At 71.8% G+C, this 21,206-nt stretch carries 15 protein-coding genes; 7 read left to right on the top strand and 8 right to left on the bottom strand.

Going from position 1 to position 21,206, the window contains the following annotated elements:
* Positions 1–38: 38 nt before the first annotated feature.
* The gene (locus IEX49_RS09600; RefSeq protein ID WP_188805954.1) at positions 39–1,355 is read left to right on the top strand and encodes an MFS transporter; all 1,317 of its coding nucleotides are present in this window, start codon (positions 39–41) and stop codon (positions 1,353–1,355) included.
* Here the strand turns inward: IEX49_RS09600 and IEX49_RS09605 are convergent.
* On the bottom strand, positions 1,352–2,362 hold the full coding sequence (locus IEX49_RS09605; RefSeq protein WP_188805955.1) for a phosphatase PAP2 family protein: 1,011 nt from the start codon (positions 2,360–2,362) through the stop codon (positions 1,352–1,354). The two genes, IEX49_RS09600 and IEX49_RS09605, sit on opposite strands and share 4 nt — an antisense overlap.
* 163 nt (positions 2,363–2,525) lie before the next feature.
* On the opposite strand from IEX49_RS09605, the gene IEX49_RS09610 reads away from it, so the two are divergent.
* The 4 genes from IEX49_RS09610 (at position 2,526) to menD (ending at position 8,602) form a co-directional block, all read left to right on the top strand.
* The gene (locus IEX49_RS09610) at positions 2,526–3,128 is read left to right on the top strand and encodes a hypothetical protein (RefSeq protein ID WP_188805956.1); all 603 of its coding nucleotides are present in this window, start codon (positions 2,526–2,528) and stop codon (positions 3,126–3,128) included.
* A gap of 100 nt (positions 3,129–3,228) precedes the next feature.
* Positions 3,229–4,281 carry an o-succinylbenzoate synthase gene (locus IEX49_RS09615; protein WP_188806136.1) on the top strand — a complete coding sequence of 351 codons (1,053 nt, stop codon included), beginning with the start codon at positions 3,229–3,231 and terminating at the stop codon, positions 4,279–4,281.
* Between the two features lie 159 nt (positions 4,282–4,440).
* Entirely contained in the window at positions 4,441–6,507 is a 2,067-nt protein-coding gene (locus IEX49_RS09620; RefSeq protein ID WP_188805957.1) for a PhoX family protein, read from the top strand.
* A gap of 172 nt (positions 6,508–6,679) precedes the next feature.
* Positions 6,680–8,602: a 2-succinyl-5-enolpyruvyl-6-hydroxy-3-cyclohexene-1-carboxylate synthase gene (gene menD / locus IEX49_RS09625; RefSeq protein WP_188805958.1), complete on the top strand. Its 1,923-nt coding sequence runs from the start codon at positions 6,680–6,682 to the stop codon at positions 8,600–8,602.
* Positions 8,603–8,693: 91 nt separating this feature from the next.
* Here menD and IEX49_RS09630 read toward each other — a convergent pair whose 3' ends face one another.
* Positions 8,694–10,133, bottom strand: coding sequence for an isochorismate synthase (locus IEX49_RS09630; protein ID WP_188805959.1), 1,440 nt, complete (start codon positions 10,131–10,133; stop codon positions 8,694–8,696).
* A 65-nt stretch (positions 10,134–10,198) separates the two neighbouring features.
* Between IEX49_RS09630 and IEX49_RS09635 the strand changes: the two genes are divergently transcribed.
* Both IEX49_RS09635 and IEX49_RS09640 read left to right on the top strand, forming a co-directional pair.
* A complete protein-coding gene (locus IEX49_RS09635; protein WP_188805960.1) occupies positions 10,199–11,557 on the top strand; it encodes a geranylgeranyl reductase family protein in 1,359 nt (452 codons plus the stop codon).
* Between the two features lie 114 nt (positions 11,558–11,671).
* Complete coding sequence (locus IEX49_RS09640; RefSeq protein WP_229672538.1) at positions 11,672–12,703, top strand: polyprenyl synthetase family protein; 1,032 nt, start codon at positions 11,672–11,674, stop codon at positions 12,701–12,703.
* A gap of 16 nt (positions 12,704–12,719) precedes the next feature.
* On the opposite strand, the gene IEX49_RS09645 is transcribed toward IEX49_RS09640, so the two are convergent.
* The 6 genes from IEX49_RS09645 to eccD are packed head-to-tail and all read right to left on the bottom strand — an operon-like array spanning position 12,720 to position 21,206.
* A complete protein-coding gene (locus tag IEX49_RS09645) occupies positions 12,720–13,205 on the bottom strand; it encodes an HIT family protein (RefSeq protein ID WP_188805962.1) in 486 nt (161 codons plus the stop codon).
* A complete protein-coding gene (locus IEX49_RS09650) occupies positions 13,202–13,729 on the bottom strand; it encodes a hypothetical protein (RefSeq protein WP_188805963.1) in 528 nt (175 codons plus the stop codon). Before IEX49_RS09650 ends, IEX49_RS09645 begins: the two co-directional genes overlap by 4 nt.
* A gap of 22 nt (positions 13,730–13,751) precedes the next feature.
* Positions 13,752–14,693: an EamA family transporter RarD gene (gene rarD, locus IEX49_RS09655; protein ID WP_188805964.1), complete on the bottom strand. Its 942-nt coding sequence runs from the start codon at positions 14,691–14,693 to the stop codon at positions 13,752–13,754.
* Positions 14,690–18,760 carry a type VII secretion protein EccCa gene (gene eccCa / locus IEX49_RS09660; RefSeq protein WP_188805965.1) on the bottom strand — a complete coding sequence of 1,357 codons (4,071 nt, stop codon included), beginning with the start codon at positions 18,758–18,760 and terminating at the stop codon, positions 14,690–14,692. Before eccCa ends, rarD begins: the two co-directional genes overlap by 4 nt.
* Positions 18,757–19,854, bottom strand: coding sequence for a CpaE/TadZ family protein (locus IEX49_RS09665; protein WP_188805966.1), 1,098 nt, complete (start codon positions 19,852–19,854; stop codon positions 18,757–18,759). The genes eccCa and IEX49_RS09665 overlap by 4 nt, the downstream gene beginning before the upstream one ends.
* Complete coding sequence (gene eccD / locus IEX49_RS09670; protein ID WP_188805967.1) at positions 19,854–21,206, bottom strand: type VII secretion integral membrane protein EccD; 1,353 nt, start codon at positions 21,204–21,206, stop codon at positions 19,854–19,856. The genes IEX49_RS09665 and eccD overlap by 1 nt, the downstream gene beginning before the upstream one ends.

Here is a 21,206-nt window from a genome sequence, read left to right on the forward strand (position 1 = left end):
CCGGTAGCGTGGCTCCCGAATCCAGCGAAAGGCGAGCCATGTCCGCAGCCGAGCGCCGGCGTCGCCGATTCGGGGGGTTCCGCGGCGGACCGCTGGAACAGGCCTTCCAGATCTATGCGCCCTCGGCCGTCTACGCGGTGGGCCTCGGCGCCATCATGCCGGCCATGGCCCCCGCCGCCACGGCGTTCGGCGCCTCGCTGGCACTGGCGGCCGCGTCGGTCACCCTGGTCAGCATCGGCTCCCTCCTGGCCAATGCGCCGGCCGCCTGGTTGGCCTCCCGTGCCGGCGAACGCACCACGATCATCGTCTCCGCCTGGGTGGGATCCGTCGGCGCCCTGGTGACGCTGGCCGCCGTGGCCGGATGGCTGCCGGTGGCGGATCACACCGGGCTCGGCCTGCTGCTCGCCGGCCTGGTGATCGTGGGCATGGCCGGCGCCGGCTTCAACCTCGCCCGCCAGTCCTACCTCGCGGTGGCCGTCCCGGGCAGTCACCGGGCCCGGGCGATGTCCACCCTCGGCGGCACCATCCGCATCGGCATGTTCGCCGGGCCATTCCTCGGGGCCGGACTGCAGACCGTCATGGGCCTGCAGGGAGCCTTTGTGGTGGCCACGGCGGCCATGGTGCTCGCCGCCGGCATGAGCTTCACCATCAAGGACCTGCCCGTCCCGGGAACGACGCCGGCCGGCAGCTCCCAGCCCGCCTCGCCCACCGCAGTGCCCGCTCCTTCAGCCACCACCGGGCCGGGCCCCCGGCCCACGATGCGGTGGCTGGCGCGCCGGCACCGCCGGGTGCTGCTGACCGCCGGGATCGGCGTGATGTGCCTGTCCGCGGCGCGGGCCAGCCGCTCGGCGGTGATCCCGCTGTGGGCCACGGAACTCGGCTTGAGCCCAGCGGCGGCCTCGGCCGTCTACGGGCTCACGGGGCTGGCCGACCTGGTGATGTTCTACCCCTCGGGGTTCCTCATGGACCGCCGGGGACGCCGTGTGGTGGCCGTGTCCTGCATGGCCGGACTGGCCCTGGGCACGGCACTGGTGCCGTTGACCGGATCCCCGTGGTGGTTCGCCGCGGTGGCCGTGGTGGTGGGCTTGGGCAACGGCTTCGGCTCCGGGATCGTGATGACGCTCGGAGCCGACTACTCGCCGCCGGAGGGCAGGCCCCAGTTCCTGGCGCTGTGGCGGCAGCTGTCCGATGTCGGCATGCTCACCGGACCGGCGGTGCTCTCCGCCGTCACGGGGCTGGCCGGACTGGCCTTCGGCATCTGGGCGGTGGCGGCGATCGCGGCGACCGGTGCCGTCATCTTCGCCCGCTCGCTCCCCAAGGGGCCCGGCTCGGTGGCGGACCTGGTGGCCCGTTAGTCACGTGGTGCTGCCAGCCGGCGCCGCCCGGACTGCCAGCGGAAGAAGCCGGAGAGCGCCGCGAAGACCAGCAGCCCCGGACCGGTGGCGAACAGCACGCCGTAGAGGAAGTGCCAGCCGGAATTCCAGTCCGGTTCGGCGGTCAGGGCGGCGGTGCCCCCGGCCGACTCGAAACCCCACCAGGCTCCCAGCAGCATCGCGGCACCGGCGGCCCAGAGGGCCGCATCCCAGAGAGGGTGTCCGCCAGGATGCGGGTGGCGGGCGGACCGGGTGCCGCGGATGTTCCAGTCGGGCCCGTTCCGCAGGATCACGTAACCGGCCACCAGCCCCCAGAACGCGGCCACCAGGTACGCCGCCACCATGTCCGCGGGGCGGTGCCACGTCTCGATGTAGGTCCCGGCCCCCACCGCGGTGGCGAACACGGCCCCCACGGCGGCGGTCAACGGACGCCACCGCGGGGCGACCATGAGGAACACCGCCACCACGGCGGCCGCGGCGAACGTCGTGTGGCCGGAGGGCAGCGAATTACCCGTGTAGTACGGCACCCCGTTGTCCAGGTCCGGGCGCACCAGCACCCAGTTCTTCAGCAGTTGCGTGGTCAGGTTCGCCGCGCCGAACGCCATCGCCGCCACCAGGGACGCGAACCAGCGCCGCCGGTAGACCGTCAACACCAGGAACACCCCGACGCCGGCCACGCCCACGATCTCCGGCAGCCGGTTGAGCACGGCGAGGGTGGACCCTCGCAGCCCCTCGAGCCGGTGTGTGGCCGCTTCCAGGGCCATGAACTCGGCCAGCTGGCCGGTCTGCGTGGTCACGAAGACGCAGTACACCAACAGCAGCAGCGCGGCGGTCACCGCGGCGGCCAGTACCCAGGCCCACGTGCTGCGGGCCGGCCGGAGCAACACGGTGGCTCGGGCGGCGCCGGAGGCACCGGCAGCACTGGCAGCACGGACGCGCCGGCCAGGGCCGGTGCCGGCGCCCGCGGGGTCGGAGACAGCAGGGGACATGCACGCCATTGTGGTCCACACGGCTGGGAGGACTCCGAACATCCGGCCGTGGCGGTCATCACTCGACCGTCCACCTCAGAGTCGGGTGTTCTTCGCCGAATCGTCATCCCGGGGTCAGCGGATGCTGGACCGTAGGTGTGGGTTCCGGCTTACTGTAGGGGCCATGTCACACCTTGCGGGTCCCACTCCCGAGCTGGCTACGGTCCGTCATGCCCTGTCCGTCTTCGGGCCGTTGAGCCGCCAGGAACCCCTCGACTGGGCCGGGGAGTCGCCGTTGGCGCCCCAACTCGCCCGGTTCTACCGGGAGGTCGGGCCGGAGTGGATCGAGATCGACACCGCTGGCCTGCCCTTTCTGTTCTTCCCGCTGGAACGGCTCTGGGACGAACAGGCCGGCTACCGCTGGAACCCCCGCACCGGCGCGCTGCTGGTGGACTGGAACGACGAGTGGACCGTGGTGGCCAAGCAGGGCCCCGACCCCTTCATCCTGGACGGTCTGACCGGCAAGATCCTCACCGCACCGGGTGAGGACGGCTGGGAGGACCGTCTCGAGGAGCCCGAGGCCACCTTCGGCTCCGTCGAGGAGATGGCACTGGCCCTCACCGCCACCGGCAACGCCTGGGCGCGCTGGGACGACCCGTTCGACGAGGACTGGAACCTGCGCCCGGAGACCACAGCCTCGGTGGTCGACGCCCTGGAGTCCGTCCTCGGCGATCACGCCCGCGCGGTGTCCGTGGCGCGCAAGTTCGGCTACTTCGCCGCGGTGTAGCCGGATCCGCTGGCCTTCCTAGACTGGCGGGGTGACTGAATCCAGTAACCGACACCGCGACCCCCTCGGTTCCCGGAGCTCCGTCGGCGCCCACGCCGAGATCCCGCCCCTGCTGGACGGAACGCGGCTGCCGGAGGTGGGCGAGCTCCTGGAGGGCGCCGTCGTCGTGGCCCAGCCGATGCACACCCGCTTCCGCGGCGTCACCGTGCGCGAGGCCATGCTGCTGCACGGACCCGCCGGCTGGGCGGAGTTCTCCCCGTTCGCGGAGTACGGTCCGGAGGAGTCCGCGCGCTGGCTGGCCGCCGCGATCGAGGCGGGCTGGCAGGGCTGGCCGACGCCGGTGCGGGACTGGGTCCCCGTGAACGCGACGGTACCCGCGGTGCCCGCGGCCGACGTCGGGCGGGTGCTGGACTCCTTCGGTGAGGTGCCTGCCGTCAAGGTGAAGGTCGCGGAATCAGGCCGGACCGGCCCCGAGGGGGTGGCCGAGGACGTGGCCCGCGTGGCCGAGGTCCGACGCCTGCGCCCGGGGGCGGCGCTGCGGATCGACGCCAACCAGGGCTGGGATCACGCCACGGCGCTCGCCGCCCTGCAGCGGCTCGCCGAGCACGGACTCGAGTACGCCGAGCAGCCCGTGGCCGGGATCGAGGGGCTGGCCCGGCTGCGGGAGGCGCTCCACGCCGCGGGGACGCCGGTGCGGATCGCCGCCGATGAATCCGTGCGCCGGGAGACGGATCCGCTCGCCGTGGCCCGGGCCGGTGCGGCGGATCTCGTGGTGGTCAAGGTCCAGCCCCTCGGCGGGGTGCGGCGGGCCCTGGGCATCGTCGGGGCGGCCGGCCTGGACGCCGTCGTGTCCTCCGCCCTGGACACCTCCGTGGGGATCGCTGCCGGCGTGGCGCTCGCCGCGAGCCTGCCCGCGCTGCCCTACGCCTGCGGACTGGGCACCGTGGCGCTGTTCACCGAGGACGTGGTGGTCCCGCGTTGGCTTCCCGACGCCGGCCGGCTGGCTTCCTGTGTTTCCGGTGCGTCCGGTGCCTCGCGTGCCCGCCCCGTCCCCGACCCCGCGGCCCTGGCGCGGCTGCGTGCGGACGAGGGCCGGCAACAGTGGTGGCGTCAACGCCTGGTGCAGGCCCACGGGGTGCTGTCCGCGACCTGACCGCACCCGACGGCGAATTGAGTGGCACGGGCATGACCTAAATACACCTCACCCAGTGTTCACCGGGACGTCACCGGGCGGTGACCGGACGGCGGATTGACGAGGCCAGGCTGTGAAGGCCTTGTGAACGCCACCGTCACCACCTGAAGAGGGAAACCCATGCTGAAGCGTCACCTGCCCATGGTCGGGCACACTCGCGGCAACCGCCTGCCGATCACCTGTGAACTCAAGTGCGGCAGCGCCTGTTCTCACCCCGTGCCGAACACCTCGGACAACCCGCACTTCCGGGACATCGCCAACGCCGCGATCTCCCGACGCGCCGCACTCGGGCTGGGCGGTGGCCTCGCCGCCGCCGTGGTCGTCGGCGCCACCGCACTGCAGAAGGCCCCCGTGGCCCAGGCCGCGAACGGGTTCCACCCCACGGGCGGCGGGAAGCTGCCCTTCGAGGCCATCGCCCCGGTGGAGCGCACCGTGGACGCCATGACCGTCCCGTCCGGCTACGACTGGGCCGCCATCATCCGCTGGGGAGACCCGCTGTTCGATGACTCGCCGGAATTCGACCTGGAGAACCAGACAGGCGCCTCCCAGGCGAAGCAGTTCGGCTACAACTCGGACTACCTCGATGTCTTCTCGGACGGCGGCAACGACCGCACCGGCTTCCTGGTGAACAGCCACGAGTACACCAACGAGAACATCATGTTCTCCCCGGAGTACCGCAAGTCCAACCCGCAGGACGTCATCGAGGCCGCCATCGAGGCCCACGGGCTCTCGATCGTGGACCTGAAGCGCGGCGGCAAGGGCCAGAAGTGGGAGTACGTCCGGGGCGGCCGCCGCAACCGCCGCATCACCGGCTCCACCCTGTTCACCGTGGACGGCCCGGCCGCCGGTTCGGACCTGCTGAAGACCAAGGACGACACCACCGGCACCAAGGTGCTCGGCACCCTGAACAACTGCGCCGGCGGCACCACCCCGTGGGGCACCGTGCTCTCCGGGGAGGAGAACTTCGACCAGTACTTCGTGGGCACCGGGGCCCCGGAACAGACCCGCATCGGCATCTCGCCCGGGCCGACCTCGCGTCGCTGGGAGACCGTGGACCCGCGTTTCAACCTGAACACCGAGGGCTACGCCAACGAGGCCAACCGCTTCGGCTGGATCGTGGAGATCGACCCGGAGGACCCGAGGTCCACCCCGGTCAAGCACACCGCCCTGGGCCGCTTCAAGCATGAGGCCGGCACCGCGGTCATCTCCCGGGACGGCCACGCCGTGGTCTACTCCGGCGACGACCAGGCCCATGACTACGTGTACAAGTTCGTCTCGAAGCAGAAGTACCGCAAGGGCGACAAGAAGCACAACATGACCCTGCTCTCCGAGGGCACCCTCTACGTCGCCCAGTACTCCGGCAACTCCCCGGCCTCCGAGATCGACGGCACCGGTGCCGTTCCCTCGGACGGCGACTTCGACGGCTGGGGCCGCTGGATCCCGTTGGTGAAGAACGACAAGTCGCTGGTCCCGGACATGACCGTGGACGAGGTGCTGGTCAACACCCGGCTCGCCGGTGACAAGGTCGGCGCCACCAAGATGGACCGCCCGGAGGACATGGAGACCAATCCCGTCACCGGCAAGATCTATCTGGCTCTGACCAACAACTCCGGCCGCACCCTCGACGGCGTGGACGAGGCCAACCCGGTGGCCAAGGCAGATGGCGGCAACCGCGACGGCCACGTCATCGAGATGATCGAACGCCGCGGCGACCACGCCTCCGAGCGCTTCAACTGGAACATCCTGTTGCTCGCCGGCGATCCGGCGAAATCCGACTCGGTGTACTTCTCCGGGTTCCCGGCAGACCAGGTCTCACCGATCTCCTGCCCGGACAACCTGGCTTTCGACTCCGAGGGCAACCTCTGGGTCTCCACGGACGGTCAGCCCGGCAAGATCGGCTACTCGGACGCCCTGCACAAGGTCTCCCTCGAGGGCCGCAACCGCGGCCGCGTGGAGCAGTTCCTGGCGGTGCCGGCCGATGCCGAGACCTGTGGCCCGGTGATCCACGATCAGGACAACTCCGTGTTCGTGGCCGTGCAGCACCCCGGTGAGGGCGGCGACTGGGGGGCCCACACCTCCTACTTCCCGGACTTCGTCCCGGAGGGCCCGCTGAAGGGGGACCGGGTCGCCGTCCCGCGCCCGGCCGTCGTCCAGGTCTTCTCGACCACGGGCAACAACGGCCGCTGACCCGCGGCGCGCAGAGTGACGCCACCCCCCGAAGCCACGCCCGGCTCCACGCCGGTGGTGGTGACGGGGGTGGCGTCACGGTGCGTTTCAGGGACCAGCCAGTCCCGCCAGACCAGCCAGACCAGCACCGGAGTTAACCTCCCACTCAGGCTTCCTCCGTAGGATGAGGACCATGGAGCGAACCCCGGATCACCCGCCCACCCTGAATCCGGCCCTGGACGCCCTGCAGGTGGCCCGGACCGTGACCGCAGCGCTGGTCGACGGCGGCCTGCGCGAGGCCGTGATCGCCCCCGGTTCCCGTTCCGCGCCCTTGGTCTATGCCCTCGCCGAGGCCGAACGGGCCGGCCGGCTCCGGCTCCACGTGCGCATCGACGAGCGCTCGGCTGCCTTCACCGCGCTGGGGCTGGCCCTGGCCTCGGGGCGGCCGGTCGGTGTGGTGACGACGTCTGGGACGGCCGTGGGCAACCTGCTGCCGGCCCTCATGGAAGCCGATCACGCGGGGATCCAGCTGGTGGCGCTGACAGCTGACCGCCCGGAGGAGCTGCAGGGCACCGGTGCCAACCAGACCACCTGCCAGGAGGGGCTCTTCCCGCTGCATGTGCGCTTCGCCCAGACCCTGAGCGGGGACACCGTCCCGGAGGTGGACCCGGACGAGGTCCCGGACTGGCTGGCCGCGGAGGCTGCCGAGGTCTCCGGTGCAGACGCCCATCCGCGCACCACCGCTCTGCGCCGGCACCGGGAGCACCTGGCCTCCGTGGTCTCCCGGGCACTGCTCGCGGCCGGTGGCTTCGACACCGAGGACGTGGAGGGGTTCGCCGGCGTGCCGGGGGTCGCCGTGCGCGAGTCCGCACCTGGCCCCATCCACCTGAACCTGCGGTTCCGGGAGCCGTTGGTCCCGGCCGAGGACGACGCCGGCGCGGAGGCGTGGGTCGGTGAGGTCACCGGCCAGCCCGCCGGCCCCGTCCGGGTGAACCCCATGGACCTGACCGAGCAGCTGGACCTGGACGTCTCCGAGCTGCACGAGTCCCGCACCGTGGTGGTGGCCGGCCACGGGTCCGGACCCCTGCCCGCCGCCTTCGCGCACGCGCTCGGCCTGCCCCTGCTCGCCGAGCCCAGCTCCAACGCCCGCTTCGGCCACAACGCCATTGGCGCCTACCCGTGGCTCCTCGGGTCCGCCGGCGGGCTGGGGGAGGACTCCCATCCGCTGGCCGCCCGGATCGAGCAGGTCATCCTCTTTGGCCGGCCCACCCTGACCCGGCAGGTCTCCGCACTCCTGGCCCGGGCCGACCTGGCCACGGCGTTCCACCAGCCCGAGCCGGTGGCCTGGTTCGAGCCCGGTGCCCGCCGCGAACGTCCAGTGGAAGACCTGGGGGAGCTGGCCGTCGTCGCCGGCCATGGCCCCGCCGGATGGCTGACGGACTGGCAGCAGGCCGGGGTGCGCGCGCAGGCCGCGCTGGACGACGCCCTGGCGACCCGGCATGACGAGGTCGGCCGGCCCGGCGCGCTGCGCACCAGCCAACTCGTGGCCAGCACTGTCCGTGGCCCCCTCGTGCTGGGCTCGTCCTCGGTGATCCGGGACGTGGACCTGTCCTGGCGTCCGCCCACGGTGCCGCAGTCCATCGTCTATGCCAACCGCGGGCTCGCCGGCATCGACGGCACGGTCTCCACGGCCTCCGGCGTCGCGCTGGGCACCGGCCAGCGCACCGTGCTGCTGTGCGGTGACCTGACCCTGCTCCATGATGTGGGGGGCCTGCTGGTCGGGCCGGGGGAGCGGGAACCGGACCTGGACATCGTGGTGGTCAATGACGCGGGCGGGGCGATCTTCGCCGGGCTCGAACACGGCCTGGTGGCCCAGCGCGAGGGCATGGCCGAGGTGGTGGAGCGCTTCTTCGGCACCCCGCAGGACGTGGAGGTGCGCGCCCTGTGTGCCGCCTACGGCCTGGAGTGGATCCCGGTGGACAGCGAGGACGACCTGCTGTCCACCCTCGGTGGCAGCCCGGGCCCGGGCCGCCGGGTGCTCGAGCTGCGTTCGGACCGTTCCGCCCGTCCCCGCGTCCGCGGCCAGGTGGAGGCCGCGGTCCGCGCGACCTTCTGACCCCGATCACGAGAGCGCCAACTGTGGTGTTCATCGGCGTGTCTCGACGCCAACTGCGGCCGTGATGCGGGGGTGGTGGTGGGGCGGGCGATCAGGCCCGCAGCCCCAGCGCCTGCAGCATGGGCCGCATCTTCGCGTGGGTCTCGGCCAGCTCGGCCTCAGGGTCCGAGGCCGCCACGATCCCGCAGCCGGCGTAGAGGCGCACGGTGTGATCGTCCTCCACGACGGCCCCACGCAGGGCGATCCCGAACTCGCCGTTCCCATTGCCGTCCAGCCACCCCACCGGTCCGGCGAAGAGTCCGCGGTCCAGCCCGTGGTCCTCGGACTCCAGCCGGTTGATGAGCGTGGCGGCAGCCTCGCGCGGGGTGCCGCACACGGCCGCCGTGGGATGCAGCGCCTCGGTGAGTGCCAGCGCGCCGGGCCCCGTGCGCCGTGCGCCCTCCGCCCCCACGAGACGTGCCGTGACGTCAGTTGCGAGATGCCACACGTTGGGTAGCTCGAGGACGAACGGCTCGTCCGGGGCCTCGAGGGAGGTGGTGAAGGGCTCGAGGCGCTCCGTCAGGGAGTCCACGGCCAGCCGATGTTCGTGGCGTTGCTTGGGGTCGTCGGTGAGCAGCTGACGGGCATAGTCGGTCCCGTCCGTTCCGACCGGTGCCCCATCACGGTCCAGGGTCCCGGCCAGCACACGAGCCCGGGCGACGTCCCCGTCCACCTTGACCAACATCTCCGGGGTCGAGCCGATCAGGCCGTTCACGGCGTAGGTCCAGCAGTCCCGGTACTGCACCGCCAGGGTGCGCAGCACCTGTGGGACGTCCACGGGATCGGCGGAGCTGACCACGGCGTCGCGGGCCAGCACGATCTTCGTCAGGGTTCCGGCCTCGATCTGCCGCACCCCGCGAACGACGGCGGCCCGGTACCCGTCCTGGGAGAGCACCCCGTCGGTGAGTCCGAGTCCGTCTGCCGCGGATCCTGCCCCGGTACCCGCGGGGGAGCCGGCGCGGTTCGGCCGCCGGCCGGCCGCCTCGGCGAGCAGCGCGCCCAGCCGCCGTTCGGCGCCGGCCCGGTCCGGCCGCCAGCCGGCGGCTGCCTTCTCGGCGTAACAGGGGGAGTCGAGGTCCACCTGCCAGGTCAGCCAGGACCGCCCCTGGGCCGAGCCGACGACGAACTCCGGGACCACGAGGACCGAGTCGACAGGACTGTCGTCGGCGAAGGCAAACGCGGCGAAGGCGAGCGGGGAGCGCCGGGGCAGGCCGTCGTCGGGCACGGTGCTCCGGTCCGCAGCCCCTGATTCAGCCGCCTCGGCCTCCGTGGCGGCCATCCACCAGTGGCGGGCCGCTTCGAAACGACCGGGTCCAGTGGTGGCGAAGCGGGCGGCGGTTCCCAGGCCGACCATGCCCTCACCGAAGCGGATCCAGGCACACTCCGAGCCGGTGGACAGGAGATCAGCCAGTCCGTTCCCGCCGGGCAGGGGGGCGCTATACGTGCAGGACGCCAATCGGGGTGCGGGCGCCGTGAATCCAGGGTTGTTCATGACCTGTCAAGCCTACCGTCAGTGCCCTGGGCCGGTGCGCGCCGGTGCTCTGGGAGAATGGCGGGGTGGAAAGCGCAACGACACCCGCCCAGACCCAAGTCCTCATCGCCGGCGGCGGCCCGGCCGGGGCCACGGCGGCCTGGCATCTGGCGAACGCCGGCATCGAGGTCACGGTGCTCGAGAAGACGGCCTACCCACGCGAGAAGGTGTGCGGGGACGGGCTCACCCCACAGGCGGTGCGGGAGATGAACCTCATGGGGATCCCGCACGCCGCCGAGGACGGGTGGCAGCACATCAAGGGGCTGCGGCTGGTGGCCGAGGGCCGCGCGGTGGAGGTCCCCTGGCCGTCCACGCAGACGTGGCCCGACTACGCCCTGGTGCGCACCCGCCACGACTTCGACGAGCTCCTGGCCCAGCACGCCCGCGCGGCCGGGGCCACCATCCTCGAACGCCATTCCGTCACCACCGTGCTGCGCGCCGAGGACGGCACCGTCAACGGCCTGCGTGCCGAGCTGCTGGACGGCCGCGGCCGCAAGACCGGCGAGTTCAAGGACTTCCACGCCCCGATCGTCATCGCCGCTGACGGCAACTCCACGCGCACCGCCGTCTCCGCGGGCTTGGCCAAGCGGGACGACCGTCCCATGGGCGTGGCCGTCCGCGCCTACTACTCGATCCCGGAGGGCGCCCCGCGCCACGGCGACGACTGGATGGAGTCCTGGCTGCAGCTGCCGGACGCCGCGGGCAACCTGCTGCCCGGCTACGGCTGGCTGTTCCCGCTGGGGGACGGCACCGTGAACGTGGGCCTCGGCATCCTGGACACCTCCCCGCAGTTCGGCAAGCTCGACTACCGCTCCATCCTCAAGGACTGGTCCGGGGCGCTGACCGCCACCTGGGGACTGTCCGAGGAGACCCGCACCTCGAGGATCCTCGGGGCCGCCCTGCCCATGGGCTTCAACCGCACGCCCCAGCATGTGCCCGGCATGCTGCTCGTCGGGGACTCGGCCGGCATGGTCTCCCCCTTCAACGGCGAGGGGATCTCCTTCGCCATGGAGGCCGCCCGCATCGCGGCGGACCTCGCCGTCACGGCCCTTCAGCGCCCGACGGCGGCCGGCCGGGAGGCCGAGCTGGCCCGGTATCCGGTGCTCACCCAGGAGACCTGGGGTGGGCACTTCGCGCTCGGCAGCCGGTTCGCCGAACTGATCGGCCACCCCGCCGTGCTGAAGGCCGCCCTGGCCACGGGCATGCGCGTCAAGCCGCTGCTGCGCTCCGTGGTGCAGGTCATGGCCAACCTCGTGGACGAGAGGGGCACCGCGCCGGTGGACCGAGTGGTGCGGCTGCTGGAGTCCGTGGTCCCCACCGCCACGACGATGGGGGCCGCCCTGCGGCCCGACCCGGATGCGCCGACCCCGGCCAACGTTGGTTAGGCTGGCCCGGTGACTTCACCCGAGCCCGTATCCCGCGCTGACGTCTCCACCGGCGTCACCTCCGGCGTCCCCGCTGACGACCTCGCCGGCCTTCCCGGTGTCCCCGTCGGCGGGCTGGTCCTGCCCGCCGGCTTCGAGACCCTCGCGGAGCACGGCGACCTGCTCGACGTGGTCACCACCGCCCTCGAGCAGGTCGAGCACGAACTCTCCGAGGCCGTCACCAATGCGGACCAGCTGGCGGACCACACCTCCCGGCACCTGCTGGAGGCCGGCGGCAAGCGGATCCGACCCCTGCTGACCATCCTGTCCTCGCTGCTGGGCGAGGCCGGGGTCGGGGCGGGGCAGGTCGGCGAGGTGGCCGCGGAGGTCCGCTCGGCCGCCGTCGTGATGGAGCTGACACACCTGGCGACCCTGTATCACGACGACGTCATGGACGAGGCGCCCGTGCGCCGCGGCGCCCCGGCCGCCCACCAGGTGTGGGGCAACTCGGTGGCCATCCTGGCTGGCGACCTGATCTTCGCGAGGGCCTCCCTGTTGATGGCGACCCTCGGCCCCGAGGCCGTGGCCATCCAGGCGCGCACCTTCGAGCGGCTGGTCATGGGCCAGCTCTGGGAGACCGTGGGCCCGGAGGAACAGGACGACCAGCTGGAGCACTACCTGCGCGTGATCGGCGGCAAGACCGGTTCACTGATCGCCTCCGCCGGACGTCTGGGCGCCCACTTCGGCGGCTGTGACGAGGCCACCGTGCAGATCCTGGAGGACTACGGCGAGAAGGTCGGCATGGCCTTCCAGCTGGCCGATGACGTCATCGACCTCACCAGCACCTCCCACGCCTCCGGCAAGACCCCGGGCACCGATCTCAAGGAACGGGTGCCCACCCTGCCGGTGCTGCTGCTGCGCCAGGCCGCTCCGACCGATGCGACGGCGGCTGCGGTCCTCGAACTCGTGGACGGCCCCCTGGACACCGACGAACAACTGGCTGCCGCGGTGGCCGCCGTCTCCGCGCACCCGGTGATCGAGCGGGCCTGGGACATCACCCGCGGCTGGTCCGCGGATGCCGTCGAGGCTTTGGCCCCGCTGCCGGAATCCCCGGTCAAGAGTGCCCTCGTGGCCTTTGCCGACTACGTGGTCAACCGCGACAGCTGACGTAGAGGATGTATAGCTAGGGCAGGCGGGTGGGGCCGGCGTCGAGCACGGCCGCCAGTTCGCGGGCCTTGGCCGCCCGCACCTCCGGGGCCACCGGGTGGCGCAGGTGCCGGTAGAGCTGGTCGTCGTGCCAGCGCGGGAACACGTGCAGGTGGTAGTGCCACACGTGCTGATTCCCGGCAGGCTCGTTGTGCTGGCGGGTGGAGATGCCGTCCGGGGACCACGCCTGCTTCATGGCCAGTGCCACCTGGCGGGCCATCAGCCCGATCCGCTGCAGCACCCGGTCCGGGAGGTCGTACAACGTCTCGTAGTGCCCGCTGGGGGAGACCATGGCGTGGCCCTCGTGGTCGCCGAAGCCGTCCACCGCGATGAAGACGATGATGTCCTCGTCCTGGTAGACGAGGTCGGCGAGTTCGCAGCGGTTCTCCGGATCGGAGACGTCACCGGCCACCAGGCCGCAGAAGGGGCACACATAGCCCTCGGGGGCGTGGGAGGCGATCATTCGTCGCCGGGGTTGTCGGGGTCCTCAGGGTCCTCGAAGGTCCAGGCGAGTAGGTCCACCGCGAACTCGCTGAAGGTCCCGCCCTCACACGTCCACACGCCGTGTTCGGCGTCCGCCCCGGTGGAGCGGCGCCAGACCAGCGGGTCCGGCAACTCGGCGTCCGCCACGGGCAGGCCCCAGACGGTGCTCTCTTCGGCGTCCTCGAGGAACATCAGGAAGCCGTCCCGGATCTCCAACTCATCGGCGTCGAAGAAGAAGTGATCGGTCTCCAGCAGGTCCGGGCAGTTGCCCAGGGCACGGTGGAACTCGTAGAGGGAGAGGGGGATCGGCACGCCGTCGGATTCACTCCCGGATTCACCGTTGGCCTCCCGTGCGGCCTCGGCGGCGGGCGAGGCCGCCAGCAGGGCCTCCAGTTCCCCGGCACCGAGCCCGTCCTCTTCGGCCCAGGGTGTTTCCAAGTGGGTGGGGACGAGCTTCTGGAAGGTCGAGAGGAAGACGGCGGGAGCGGAGGAGTCTGCGGGCATGCCCCCAGTCTAGGGTCCCCTCCTACGGGCCGTGGCGCGGCCGGGGATTCCGCCGGGCCGCCCGCAGCGAGTCCACCATGAGCACCAGCAGGGCACACCAGATGAGGATGAAACCGGCCCACCGGCCGGTGCTCATGGCCTCCTGGAACAACAGCAGGCCGATGAGGAATTGGATCAGCGGGTTGATGTACTGCAGCAGCCCGAGCAGGGTCAGGGGCAACCGGCTGGCGCCGGCACCGAAGAGGATGAGGGGGACCGCCGTCACCACCCCGGACAGGACCAGGATCCAGAAGTGGCCGGCTCCGTGGGAGAACAGGGTCATCTGGTCCGAGGCCGCCAGCCACCACATCCCGGCCAGGCTCACCGGCAACAGCAGGATAGTCTCGGCCCCCAGGGAGGCAACCGGGCTGACAGCGGTGGACAGCCGGCTCTTGACCACGCCATAGCCGCCGAAGGTCAGGGCGAGCAGGATCGCGAGCCAGGGGAACGTCCCGTGCCCGACCACCATGACCGCCACGGCTGTGACGGACAGGCCGACGGCCACCCACTGGGCCCGTCGGAGCCGCTCCCCGAACAGGACGACGCCGGCCAGCACGGAGACCAGCGGGTTGATGAAGTACCCCAGGGCCGCCTCGAGGGTCTGGCCGGAGATCACGGCGTACGTGTAGATCGCCCAGTTGCCGGTGATGAGCACGGAGGCCAGGGCCGTGGCGCCCAGGCGCCGCCCGCTGCCCAGCTGCCGGCCGACGTCGCGCCACCGCCGCAGGACGAAGAGCAGCGCCGCGCAGGTGACGAGCGTGAAGGCGATCCGGGCGAAGACCACCTCGAGGGCGGAGGCCGGGGCCGTGGCTGCCATATACAGCGGCAGCCCGCCCCAGAACGTGTACGCGCCGGCACCGTAGGCGAGCCCGGCCGGGGTGACGGGGCGCGGGGCGCGGCCGGCGGTGGGAGCGGACGCGGTCACTCCGGCCGGTCGCCGAGCTCGCCGAAGAACGTCTGCACCGTCATCACCGGCTTGCCCGTCATCAGCAGCTGGCCGCGGCCGGGGGGCATCTTGCGGGCCTTGAGTCCGTTGATGAGGTTGCCCTCGCGGCGGTCACCGGACATGATCAGCGCCGAGGTCCCGTTGTCCCGCAGAGTGGAGAAGAACGTCTCATACATGCCGCGGGAGGCGCCCCGTACGCGGCGGGTCAGGACGAAGTTCAGCCGCAGCTCAGCGGCCATGGGGATGAACGGGACGAATCCGCCGAGGGGCGACTGGCCGCCGCCCACCGTCAGGACGTCGTAGTCGTCGATCAAGGCCACGATGCGCGTCTGGCGTTGTACCGTCTTCTGGTCCTCCTTGGGGTCCTGCCGCTTGCGGAGTTCGTTGACCACGGCGCCCACCAGGTTCTTGGCCACCTCGGCGTTGGTGGCGTAGCCGCCCAGGTAGTCGTCCGGGACGACGTCCCCCAGTCCGCGGCGCGGGTCGAACACCACGAACATCAGCTCGTCGTCCCGGTGGTTCGCGGTGAAGCGCTGCACCACCTGGCGCAGCATGTTGGTCTTGCCGGCCTCCTCGTCTCCCATGACGATCAGGTTCCGGTCCGCGCGTTCCAGGTCCAGCTGCTGGACACCCAGGTCCAGCTCGCGCAGCCCCAGCGGGAACAGGCCCTTCTGGTCCGAGGTGGGGACCGAGGAGGCCTCCACCACGGGCGGCAGGACGCGGACCTTCATGGCGGCACCGGTGGAGAACCGGCCCACCTGCTCCACGAGGTCCTTCAAGCCCTCCGTCGCCGACTCCTTCTCGGCCTGGCCGTCGATCCGCGGCAGGGCCAGGTGGCCCTGGAGCTTCAGGGGGGTCAGGCCGCGGCCGGGGGCCTCGGGGTGGACGTTGGCGGCCAGCTTGCGGTCGACCTGCGAGTCGCCGGGCTCCGCCAGGGCCAGCTCGATGCGGTGCGTGAAGTAGGTCTGGTGAGTGGCCCGGATCTCGTTGTTCCGGTTCACGGAGGAGATGATGTGGATGCCGTAGCCGGCGCCACGGGTCATGATCGAGACGATCTTGGGCAGCAGGTCGTCGAACTCCTCCTGGAACTGGCCGTGGCCGTCCACCACCAGGAAGATGTCCGCACTGGGCAGCTCGGGCAGCCGGCCCTCGGCGTGCATCCGGCGCATGGTCTGCAGCGAGTCGATGGCGTGCTTCTCGAAGACGCGTTCGCGGTGGGAGAGCATTCCCAGGATCTCGTCCACGGTCCGGGAGATGACCTCGGTGTTGGTCCGGATGGCCACGCCGCCCACGTGGGGCAGATCCTGCAACGGCAACAGGCCGGAACCGAGCAGGTCGATGCAGTAGATGCCGACCTGCTGGGGCGAGTGGGTCAGCGCCAAGGAGGCCACGATGGTCCGCAGGGCCGTCGATTTGCCGGACTGGGGGCCGCCGTGGACGATCATGTTGCCCGAACCGGACGTGAAGTCGATCTCCCACAGGCCCTGCCACTGCCGAGCCGGGTCATCCAGCAGGCCGACCGGCACGGTGAGGTTCCCGCCGGCGGGCAGCCGCAGCCCGCCCTCGGTGTTCTTCGGCTCGCCGACGACCCGGTCCAGGGTGGTCTCCAGCGGCAGCGGCGGCAGCCAGATCGGCTTCACGGACGGCGGGTAGGTCCGCAGGGTGTCCATCATCGTGGACATCACGGTCGGTCCGGTGGTGCGCCGGGCCGGGCCGTCCTTCTTCGGGGCCGGAGCCTGATCCTGATCCTGGCCGGACGCCGGCGACTGCTCCTCCAGGAGGAGGGAGTACTCGGGCGCGGTGAGCACCTCGGGGATCTCGTCCTGCGGCGTCACCTCGTGCTCCTCGACGACCTCGTCCTCCAGCGGGCCCGAGACGTAGCCGGACTTGAAGCGCGAGTAGACGGTGGTGTCCACCTTGAGGTAGCCGTAGCCGGGCAGTGGCGGCAGGTGGAACGCGTCCGGGGTGTCCAGCACAGTGCGGGACTCGGACTCGGAGAGGGTGCGGAGGCCGATCCGATAGGACAGGTAGGTCTCCAGGCCGCGGAGCTTGCCGGACTCCACGCGCTGCGAGCTCAGCAGCAGGTGCACGCCGATGGAGCGGCCGATGCGCCCGATGGAGAGGAACAGGTCGATGAAGTCCGGGCGGGCGGTGAGCAGCTCGCCGAACTCGTCGATGATGACGACCAGATGCGGCAGGGGCTCGATGTCCCGGCCCTTGGACCGCTCCTCGTCACGGTGGATCTGGTAGTCGGTGATGTTGGCGATGTTGCCGGCGGCCTTGAGGACCTCCTGCCGGCGCAGGATCTCGCCGTTCAGCGACGCGTAGACGCGTTCGATCAGGGTCAGGTCGTCGGAGAGGTTCGTGATGATGCCGGTGACGTGCGGAGCGCCCTCGAACGGGGCGAAGGTCGCACCGCCCTTGAAGTCCACCAGCACCATGGCCAGGCTGTCCGGGGAGTGGGTGGTCAGCAGGCCGAACACCAGCGACCGCAGCATCTCGGACTTGCCGGAGCCGGTGGCGCCGACGCAGAGCCCGTGCGGGCCCATCCCGAGCTGGGCGGCCTCCTTGAGGTCCAGCAGCACGGGCTTGCCCTTGTCATCCGGCCCCAGCGGGACGCGGAGGAAGTCGGCCTGGGAACGCGGCCGCCAATTGCGTTCGACGTCGGCCCGGTCCAGTGCCGGGGAGAGGTGCAGCATCTGCAGGAATGAGGAGGAGGACGCCGCCTCGGCGCCGGTGTGCTCCAGGGAGTCCAGGGCCAGGCGCAGCGGCGCCAGCTCGCGGACCAGCCCCGAGGCGGTGCTGGTGTCCAGGGGGTCCAGGACCCCCTCGGTGCGTACCGGGTTCCCCTGGTCCCGGGTGCGGTCCTCCAACAGGAAGCCGGGACGTCCGTCGTTCCGCCGGGAGTCCAGCCCGTCGTGCAGCGTGACCCGGTAGGACACCTCGGAGGGCTCGTGGAGCCGGTTCTCGCACAGGTGGATGGCAGTGATCCCGCGGGACTGCAGGCTGAAGTGCGAATCGCCGAAGGCCAGGTCCTCGGAGGTGTGGCCGTAGCGGTCCACGATCACGATGAGCCGCGAGAGCAGGGCGGGGCCCTTGAGCGTCTCCTCGCCGAACTTGGTGTGCTCACCGGCCACCTTGGACCGGTACTGCAGGTCCTCGTTCAGCAGCTCCACCAGGGCCTCGGGGTCCGGGACGATCAGCTTGACCGGGCCGGTGAAGTGCTTGGCCGCATTGTCATCCAGGTGGGGGAGCAGCTCGAGCCAGTCCCAGTCCGCGCGGGTGGCCCGGGGCGTGATGAGGGCGATCCTGACATCCTCGGGGGACTGCAGGGCCGCCGCGCCGGCCATCAGCGAGCGGACCACCTGGAGGGTCAGGTCCCGTGGGCCCACCAGGGAGATGTTGCCCGCCGAGTCGAGGGGAACGGTCACCGGCATGTCCGGGGCCACCTCGAACCTGCTCTTGAGGGCCTCGGCCTCACGCAGCATGAACTCGTCCTGCAGCGCGGTGGAGGTCTCCGTGACGGAGATGTCGATCTCCCGGGTGGGACGGCGTCCCGAGCCGAGACGCATTCGCAGGAAGTCCTCGTGGTAGCGCCGCCGCTCCCACACTCTGGCTGGATCACGGACGATGTCGAACAGGGCCGCCGGCGGTGGGGAGGAGGCCCGGGCCGCCAGCTGCGCCCGCTGCTCGTCATCGCGTAGCTTGACCCGCGTCCGCTCGAGGTACCGGGCATAGGTGTCCCGCACCGTCTTGCGCAGCCGGCCGGCCTTGCCCCGCTGAGAGAACATCATCACCACGGCGACGATGAGGGAGAGCATCATCGCGATGGCACCCACGGCCGCGAAGGGGCTCTGGCGGAAGGTCATCATGACCATCATGGACGCGCCTGCCGCGAACATCGGCATGATGCGCAGGAAGCCCGCGTTGCTCTCGCCCTCGGCCGCCGCCGGGTCGAGTGGCTGGGGCCCCTCGATCCGGAAGGGCCGGTACAGGCGGGCCGGTGCCGAGGTGCGGGCGGGGCGGTGGATGATCTTCTGCGTCACCAGGCCAGTCCCCTCGCCGCCGGCGCCGGGGCACCGGAGGAGTTCGCCGCCGCGAGAGCCTGGGCCGCCAGTTCCGCGGCGGCCAGCCGGTTCTCCGGCCGGATCAGCGGCAGGGAGATCCCCACCCCGCCGGCGATGTGGCGGTCGTGACGGAGGGCCACGGCGCCCACGCCGGTGCGGGTCAGGGCCGCGGCCTGGGCCAGCGGGTCCAGCACCGCGTCCCGGTCGGTGCCCACGACGGCGGCCACCACGGGGATGGCGGAGAGGAACGGATCGGTCTGCCAATGGCGCAGGTAGCCGGCGGCCTCGTCCACGGCGGCGGCCGCGGCCGGCACCACGAAGACGGCGGCGTGCGCCCGGGTGAGGACGGCCGCCGTGTCCGGGTGCTCCGGTCCGGTGGGGCAGTCGATCACGGTGACGGGGAAGTACCGGGACAGCCCGGACAGCAGCGTGGTGGCGGCCGCCTCGCCCAGGGGCCCGCCGGTGACCCGGGGCCCGGTGTGGTACAGGTCGTTCCGGCCCAGGGACATCCGGGAGGCCACGGCGTCGAACGTGGTGGCGTCCAGCGCCGCCAGGTCGGCGGCGAGCTGGTCCGCTCCGCGGGCGGGACCGTTGCCGAGGCGCAAGGCCAGGGATCCACAGGCCGGGTCCAGGTCGAGGGCGGCCACGGGCTCGGGGCGCAGGGCGGCGAAGGTGGAGGCGGTCAGGGCCGTCACGGTGGTCTTGCCCGCACCGCCGCGCAGGGAGACCACGGCCAGGCGGCGCCCCGTGGTGACGGGGGACTGGACGATCTTCCCCGAGGCCGCCAGCCGGTCACCGCTGCGGTCGTGGCCCCACAGGCCGCCGAGGGCCCGCCAGCCGCGGGTCCACAGGGACAAGGCCGGGCGGCGCGAGTAGTCACGCTGCACCCGGGAGGCTACAGACTCGAACCCGGTGGAGGGGTCGTCCTGGGCTCGGTGGACGTCCCGCCGCAGGTCGGACCGGCTGGACCACTGCACGTCGCCGCCGTCCGTCCGGCCGGAGCCGGAACCGGGGCGGGGCCGGGAGGGGGCGGGGCCGGCGTCGTTCCAGGGGTCCAGTGGCGCAGAGGACATCAGAAGGTCTCCAACAGGGTGGCGTAGATCCCGTAGTAGCCGATGAGCAACGGGATGGGGGCGAGCAGGGCGATGGCCTCGATGGTGTCCCCGGTCTTGCGCATCCGGGCCTGCGAGTGCTCAGGCAGGTCGACGGACAGGCCGGCCCCGATCACGAGGGCCAGCACCAGCAGCGCGGCCAGGAAGGCGCTCTCGTAGTCCGGGAGGAAGCCCGTGGCCACCCGGAGCAGGGCGAGGACGCCGAGCCCGGTGGCCAGGTACAGCGGGATGCGCTCGGCGGCCAGGGGGAAGGAGCGGGCGCGCAGGCCCAGCCCGAGGACCAGGCAGGCGAGCAGCGGCAGGGAGAAGGGGTAGGCCAGGGTGTCCCCGCCCACCAGCCACAGGGACAGCGCGGCCGAGCCCGCGCACACGATGGCGCTGGAGACGAGACCCCCGTGCGCGGAATCGATGGCGGTCGCCACGTCGCGGCGCAACACGGCCGCGCCGTTGGCATGCCGGTCGTCCATCCCGGCCAGGCCGGAGACGCCGAGGGCGATCTGGGGGAGCATCCCCAGCACCAGCAGGGTGACGATGCCGGCGATGGCGGCCGCCCCGACCAACGGGTCGGCGCTCCGGTCCCCGATGGCCCACACGGAGACCGCCGGGGCCACGGCCCAGACGGCCACCAGCACGCCGGTCACCGCGGCGGAGATGAACATGGACAGGGGCCGGTTGACGATGAAGCCCAGGACCCCCTGCACGACGGCGGCCAGCCCGGCGAGCGCGATGAAGGACCACGGCTCCGGCAGCCCCAGTCCCACCAGCCCGGTGACGGCGAAGAGCGTCCCGGCACCCGCGAGGGTGGCCGCCACCGCCTGTTGGCGCCCGGGGGCGGAGACCGTCGTGGCCGCCACGAAGGCCACAGCGGCCAGTCCGAGTGCGATCCAGTGCTGCTGCTCCGGCGCGAACGCCTCCAGCAGCCCGGTGATGGCGAACCAGGATCCCACGGCGGACAGGAAGCCGCAGATGATGAAGCGGTACACCGGGGACCACCGGCCGGGAACGGCCTCCGTGTGGTCTGACACGGTGTCATTGAGGTCGTAGACGATCGGGGAGGGCGGTGCCTCGGTACGGGAGACCAGACGCAGCCGCTCGCCGTCGAGCACGCCGGTCTCCCCCAACGTCTGTCCCGCGGGCAGCTCCCCGCCATCGGGCCGGACCAGCAGCTTGGCCCCCAGGGAGTCGTCCGGCCGGTCGTCCAGCACGTCCAGGATCTGAGGCATCAGGGTTCCGAGCGGAGTGTCCGAGGGCAGCAGGAGGTCCGCGTTGCGCCGCTGACCGACCAGGGAGACTCGCGTGTAGGGGTTGGGCAC

The organism is Citricoccus zhacaiensis, from assembly GCF_014645315.1.
Classification (GTDB): Bacteria; Actinomycetota; Actinomycetes; order Actinomycetales; family Micrococcaceae; genus Citricoccus; species Citricoccus zhacaiensis.